The sequence below is a fragment of the Moorena sp. SIO4G3 genome (assembly GCF_010692305.1).
GTDB lineage: Bacteria > Cyanobacteriota > Cyanobacteriia > Cyanobacteriales > Coleofasciculaceae > Moorena > Moorena producens_A.
Window position 1 is genome coordinate 1 of the sequence record NZ_JAAHIG010000456.1, and the last position, 6376, is coordinate 6376.

Consider the following 6376-nt stretch of genomic DNA (forward strand, 5'->3'; position numbering starts at 1 on the left):
GGGCAGGGCTGTTTCTTGCGTCCGACTAAAACGTCATTTGTGGGGAGGTGGGGAGATAGGGAGATAGGGAGATAGGGGGGATTAAAGCTAATAAAAAGTTATTTTTAACCTGAAAAAAAACCTCTCCCCAGCACCCCAGCTCCCTTTCACCCGTAGAAAAAGACAATTTATTCCTGAAAATGAAACAGCCCTGCCCAATTTTGGGGGGAACAAAACTTTCTTGCGTCCCCCAGAATTGGGGGACCAACGGGGGCTTTAACATGCACCAGATAATCGCGCATTCATTCCTTAATTCAGCAACGCCAGATTTTCAAATATGAGATGCACCTATCCCCTTTTCCTAGGAATCGAAAAACTTTGCACTGATTTTCTATTCGTTTTATCAGTGACCTCAGCCCTATCGCTCTCAAGTTCCCAGAGTGATTTTACTTTTCTGAGCGCCTTTATTAGAGCTGTTTTAAAACAAATAAACAAATAAGTAGACCATAGTAAACAAACTGTTGGTTACAGCAACAGCTCGTTCTCAGCTTACCCCCTAATCAGCTATGGGGCGATTAAGGGTGAAAACCGCTCTAACTTTTCTTATCAAACTATAGCTGTAACCCTCCTTCAGTCCTGGACTGGTCTCCCAAAACGAATTTAGCAAATGTTATGAGGGGTGACAACCCGTAAAAGGCAACGAAAACTCAATTAACTACCAATTGAGCAATGCGCTTAAGGATCCTAAGCACGTAATACCAGTCATTGCCACGATAGAGGGTAAACTCATCGGAAAGAGCATACATCGGTATACCGGATTTTGTTAGTTTCAAAAACCGGAAATTAGTACCATTAGTCACCAAGGCAAAACTAGGGCGCAACTGATTAGGATTAGCCATCATGTAGATCAATGCCTGAGGAATTGCTGACTTGAGAGAGAATCCAGCTTGTTTCGACTCAATCACTAATACCCAAAACTGCTCTTGTAGCACCAACACATCAATACGCCCTCGCAGGATTTCGTGCTCCTCAACAGCGGCAATTTCTATTGCGGCCTCTGTCTTGAGGTGAAAGGGAGAACCATAAAAACCCGCTAGTCCTAACAAGGGAGACAACACTACCATTTTGACAATGTCTTCCACCATCGGGTACTGTTCCAGGTATAGCATGTGAGCCTTAATTTGCTCTAAGGACTGCTGTTCAGTGTCGGTAAGTTCGGGTAATTCCTCCTGCCACTCTCGGAAAAATTGGTCATCCTCTGCTGGGGTCAGGTTAAATTTAACCTTCACATCATGCAAGCTAAGTTCTGTTACTGCTATCGTCTTCACCATCAATCAGGATAGGTCCAAGGTCTGTATTAACTTTTCGGGAAACCTATGATCGCGCACCGCGAAACTTAGGTGCGCTTGACCCATTAAGAATTAAATTCGCCACGGGTCGCACCTGAGATAGAGCTTACCACTAGCCTGTTAGTCAGACTCCTTATAGCTCAAGGCTCGACCGACTAATGCGATCGCTAAAATCACAGTTGGAGCCAGGATCCCAATCAACCCATTAACAGATGTAGCGGCAATGGGTACACTGGGAGCAACATATTTAATAATAACAGAAATTATCGTGGAGAGGATGACGAGTTTGATAATGAAGCTGAGCTGATTATCCATGTTGCCATTGGCCTATTGCTATTACTATATTATTGCCATTGGTGAATAACCACTGGGAAATGTCATGATAAGAGGGAAAAGCACCAAATCATGGGGTTTGAGGGATTCTTAAGGCAAGCTGGGGATGAAAGAGAATGTGAAAAAGACAAATTCTACCGAAAATCAAGATATTCAGCGCTTACAGCTATTTATTTACCTTGTCCCCATCTTTGGCTTGTTTCCTGCACTGTGGACATTGTACCACTCTCAGGGAACCCGAGAGGAAAAAACCGTCAGTCGCTTGTCCGTCACCTTGGCCTTTGGTTGGTTGCTAGGATACAGTTTATTATCAGCAGGAGCACAATTGTCGGAATTTTGGACATTACGCTTGCTGTTTCTCAATGCTATGCTGACATCTGGCTATTTTCTGGTCAGTTTCGCTGTGATGGTGCGCTTATGGCAGCGCCAGTCACCACGCCTGCCTGGGATTAGCCGGATTTCTGAAGGAATCCTGGGCAAGTATTTGTCCTAGTCTAGGGGTTGACTTAAAGAAATGATGTACTCTAATAATGGTTTTGACTGACGGATTGGGCAAGCTTAATCGAAAATTTACCTAATCAGGCAGTAACCTGTTATAAAACCTGCTATAGAGTATTATTACTAAACTTTAAGATCGAAGCTCCAGGTCAACCATGTAAAACCGGTCAGGAGTGAATAGTCTTCTTCTGAAAATACCATCCCTATTGCCTGTGTGTGAGGAAGCCCAGTGCCAGTTCAAAGAACTTATCGAAAACGCCGTGTAGTGAGAAGACCTACTCGCCCCGTTCGCAGAAAAAAGGTAAAAGTCAAGCGAGGGAATTGGCTCTGGCTATGGCTAGGTTTTACCGCAGTGGCCATGTCATCTGCGGCAGCAGGTGCAATCCTAGCTGTATCCCTGGCAAGTACCCCTTTGCTGCAAAGTGAACTGACTCAGGACGAGAAATCTGTATTTAACCAAGAGGAAACCATCTCCAGCAACACCATGCACTTGCCGGAGTTGACTCGACCAGTTAATATCCTATTTCTCGGTATCAAAGTCCTAACCTCTGATCTAGATAAACCCCCAGAAGTAGACCTGGGATACCACGCTCTGGTCAATTCCTTAGAGGGTTTGTCAGATACGATGCTCCTGCTACGGTTTGACCCAGACGGGGAAAAAGTCAAAGTTCTTTCCATGCCTCGTGATACTAAAACTCGTATTGAGAAACATGGTAAAATTAAGCTTAATGCTGCCAATTATTTTGGCGGACCTGCACTGACAGCGAAGGCGGTCAGTGATCTTCTTGATGATGTGCCCATTGACCGTTATATCCGAGTAAACGTTCAGGGTGTGGAAAAACTGGTGGATGCCTTGGGAGGAGTTACGGTCTATATTCCCAAGGATATGAAGTACACTGACCACTCTCAACACCTTTATATCAACCTCAAAAAAGGTAGACAGCACCTGGATGGTAATAAAGCGATGCAGTTCCTGCGGTTTCGCTATGACAAGTATGGGGATATTGGTCGAGTGCAGCGGCAACAAATTCTGATGAGGGCTTTGGTAGAACAGGCACTAAAACCTAGCACTATCGCACGAATCCCACAAATCCTCTCAGTTATTCAGTCCCACATTGACACCAACTTAAGTGTAGAAGAGCTAGTGGCATTAGCGGGTTTTGCCACCAAGACTAAACGAGCCAATGTCCAAATGCTAATGCTGCCTGGTCGATTTAGTAACGATGGCAAGAAACAAGCCAGTTACTGGTTGCCAAACCACCGCCGCATCCAGGAGATGGTGGCTCAGCACTTTGGTCAAGGCTATACCTACTACTCCAATGCCAACTCCACATCCCTGCGCATTGCGATTCAATACACTACAGATTCTTCTGAAGTCGCTAAAGCTATGCTCCGCAACCTCAACCGAGGTGGCTACAATAATGTTCGTATTGATCAGAAATTGTCTAGGGAACCATTGCGCACCACTCGCATTATTGCCCAACAGGGAGACGATGAAAGTGCTGGCACTATCCGTAACTATTTGGGATTTGGGGAAGTGCGGGTGGAAAGCACCGGTGCTTTTTCCTCAGATATTACCATTCAGTTGGGTCAAGACTGGCTACAGAAACTGGATTATCCACAATAGCAGACCAATTCCTGAATGTAATAGGAAGACTATTTCCAGGTAGTTTCTGGTATTTACTGGCAAAATCCGTAAGTATAACCATCTTGCCTGTGAATCCTAACTAAGTTTTTGACGTGCAAGCTTATTGCCTTTTCCCCTGGAACCGTGTAATTAAATGAATTACTTTTGCTCCTAGGGTTAACTCTCCCAAACTTTCCGGTCAAGATGTTTTTAGCTATGTCTCCACTACACCAACCTTTGATTGGCCTCAAGGGATTATGTCTGATCGGGTAGCCGTACTTATTGAGTGCTGCTTTTTGTCTGCCCCCTTGTCCTTTACAAGTAACCAGAAGCGGTTGAAAGGTTTTCAAAGTCAAAGCCTCAATGTTCCCAACACAAGCAGCATCGATCCAATGTTCCTTAGGAAATCCTAATTTAGTCCGGTTGTACTTAGTCTGTGCTCCCGTTCCAGTAACCACAGGTTTCGTCTTTTGAAGTACTTTAACTAGCTTGTTCCGAGTTGTATTCACCGCCGCCGCATCTTTTAATGGCGAAAGCGCTTTGGTTTTGATTTTTTGAAGTAGGCTTGGCTTCTTTTTCAGAAAGTCCTCTATAGGTTTGTTCCCTTTGCGTTGATTGCACTTTTCACAAGCCAAGCAAAGATTACTTACACGTTCACTTCCTCCTTTGGATTTTGGATAAATGTGTTCAATCTGCAATGGAACTGATTTTTTACCACAGTAAGTGCATTCCCTTCCCCATTTTTCGAGTAAATACTCTCTAACCTCATACCCAGCTAGTTCTCCTTGCTGGTACTGAATACCACTGATTTCAGGATTCTGCATTTTTTGGGCATCAAACTTAACTCTTTCAACCCAAATTTCGTTAACTGGGCAGAATTTAATCAATCGTTTCACCCAAGTCTGGGTAGTCAAAATTCTGTGTTCTAGACTAGGGGGGAGCCATCCCTCTGGACGCTTACGGTTAAGGAACCTGGGTTTCCTATAGCGGGTGTTTCGGTTACGTCTCCCACGCCTTACAGCGCTTCTAGACGAGAGTTTTTTCTTAATTAATCCTCCTCTGTGTTCTAGCTCCATTGCCCAAATGACTTGGCCGTCTTGGACTAAGGCAAATCCAGTCACCTTACTGCCAGGATCAATTTTGATTTGACATGGTGATATGGTTGGATTATTGATCGACGTTTTTAAGATGATTGTGAACGGGTACATCCTGAAAACCGCCGCTTTACCTTTATCCAATAACCGACGTGCTTTCTTTGGGATAATTGGGTTTAATGGTTGAAAGTTTGCGTCAATAACAAATACGTAATTTTGCATTTTTAGTGCTCTCGATTCGGTAAAGTTATCCTCGACAATGTTGGAATGGCTTGTGTTTTGCTAATCACACATTTTGCCTTTGTCTTAATGACTAGCGACAGAGCCAAAAGCTGGAGTTCACTCTTGGGTGTCATGACCAAACCAACGTAGGAAGCTAATCCTTAGTCTGCAACCTAGTTGATAATTCCAGGGATTACCGGAAATTACCAAGGCTTACACTAGGTGCTTCTAGCAAGGGAAATTATAGGGTTAATCCTACTTATAATAACTCTAGAAAAGCCTTAACTTGCAAATCAATACCAGTAATGGCAGTGCCGACAACAACTGCATAGGCTCCCAATTCTAGCGCAGTTTGAGCCATGTTGGGGGTGGCAATACCCCCTTCGCAAATGGCTGGGATGTCTAGATGGTTGACCAACTGGCTGAGTAGGCCAAAGCCGGGAGGAGACAAATGGCTGGTTTGAGCGGTGTAGCCATAGAGGGTGGTACCAACTAAATCCACGCCAGCGGCTTGTGCTGCGATCGCACTCTCAAGGGTATCCACATCTGCCATCACCGGTTTACCCAATGTATCGTGAATCTGCTTAATTAAACCTTGAACTGTTTCCCCTCCAGGACGTTCCCGTAAGGTGGCATCAATGGCAATAATATCAGCACCAGCGGATGCGATCGCTTTGGCATGGTGAAACTGGGGAGTAATATAAACCTCAGACTCCGGTAACTGTTGCTTCCACAAGCCAATAATTGGAACAGTGGGACATTGACTACGCACAGCTGCCACATGGTCAGGTGTATCAATACGCACACCCGATGCCCCCTGATTGATCGAAGCCTGTGCCATAGCGGCAATCACTAGGGGGTTGTGCAGGGGTGAGTCAGGGGGTGCCTGACAAGAAACAATTAGACTATCACGAATTGAATTGAGAGAATTAGCTGCCATGTTGTTGGTGGTTACAGTAACTTATTATCGATATATAGCGGTTCCACAGCATTTATAAAATAGGTTAGGGACAGAAGTTTTGGATTTTAGGGAATAGGGAATAGGGAATAGGGAATAGGGAATAGGTAATAGGGAATAGGTAATAGGGAAAAAATTAGGTGTAGCTCATAAATCTAATAACCGTTATCTAGTAATTGGTTTAAGCACTGGGTTTATTATATTATAATATCTCCAGATAATTACCCTTAATAAAAATCTTACCATCTCCCTATCTCCCTATCTCCCCATCTCTCCATCTCCCAGCGCCACGGACTCTTACGGAGATCGCCTTGGT

General features: G+C 44.4%; 6 protein-coding genes. 2 read left to right on the plus strand and 4 right to left on the minus strand.

Annotated elements, in window-relative coordinates:
* Positions 1 to 686: 686 nt before the first annotated feature.
* Both F6J99_RS39780 and F6J99_RS39785 read right to left on the minus strand, forming a co-directional pair.
* Entirely contained in the window at positions 687 to 1310 is a 624-nt protein-coding gene (locus tag F6J99_RS39780) for a type I restriction endonuclease (protein WP_293121671.1), read from the minus strand.
* A 138-nt stretch (positions 1311 to 1448) separates the two neighbouring features.
* Positions 1449 to 1643 carry a hypothetical protein gene (locus tag F6J99_RS39785; RefSeq protein ID WP_070391340.1) on the minus strand — a complete coding sequence of 65 codons (195 nt, stop codon included), beginning with the start codon at positions 1641 to 1643 and terminating at the stop codon, positions 1449 to 1451.
* Between the two features lie 136 nt (positions 1644 to 1779).
* Between F6J99_RS39785 and F6J99_RS39790 the strand changes: the two genes are divergently transcribed.
* Positions 1780 to 2154 carry a hypothetical protein gene (locus F6J99_RS39790; protein ID WP_330359408.1) on the plus strand — a complete coding sequence of 125 codons (375 nt, stop codon included), beginning with the start codon at positions 1780 to 1782 and terminating at the stop codon, positions 2152 to 2154.
* A gap of 234 nt (positions 2155 to 2388) precedes the next feature.
* Positions 2389 to 3786, plus strand: a complete 1398-nt coding sequence (locus F6J99_RS39795) for an LCP family protein (RefSeq protein ID WP_070391342.1) — start codon at positions 2389 to 2391, stop codon at positions 3784 to 3786.
* Between the two features lie 53 nt (positions 3787 to 3839).
* Here F6J99_RS39795 and iscB read toward each other — a convergent pair whose 3' ends face one another.
* On the minus strand, positions 3840 to 5102 hold the full coding sequence (iscB, locus tag F6J99_RS39800) for an RNA-guided endonuclease IscB (RefSeq protein WP_293121675.1): 1263 nt from the start codon (positions 5100 to 5102) through the stop codon (positions 3840 to 3842).
* Between the two features lie 259 nt (positions 5103 to 5361).
* Positions 5362 to 6042: an N-acetylmannosamine-6-phosphate 2-epimerase gene (locus F6J99_RS39805; protein WP_293121677.1), complete on the minus strand. Its 681-nt coding sequence runs from the start codon at positions 6040 to 6042 to the stop codon at positions 5362 to 5364.
* Positions 6043 to 6376: the final 334 nt, after the last annotated feature.

Coding starts and splice junctions, on each gene's coding strand:
- iscB (WP_293121675.1), bottom strand. CDS start 5,102: ATGCAAAATTACGTATTTGTTATTGACGCAAACTTTCAACCATTAAAC.
- F6J99_RS39780 (WP_293121671.1), bottom strand. CDS start 1,310: ATGGTGAAGACGATAGCAGTAACAGAACTTAGCTTGCATGATGTGAAG.
- F6J99_RS39805 (WP_293121677.1), bottom strand. CDS start 6,042: ATGGCAGCTAATTCTCTCAATTCAATTCGTGATAGTCTAATTGTTTCT.
- F6J99_RS39785 (WP_070391340.1), bottom strand. CDS start 1,643: ATGGATAATCAGCTCAGCTTCATTATCAAACTCGTCATCCTCTCCACG.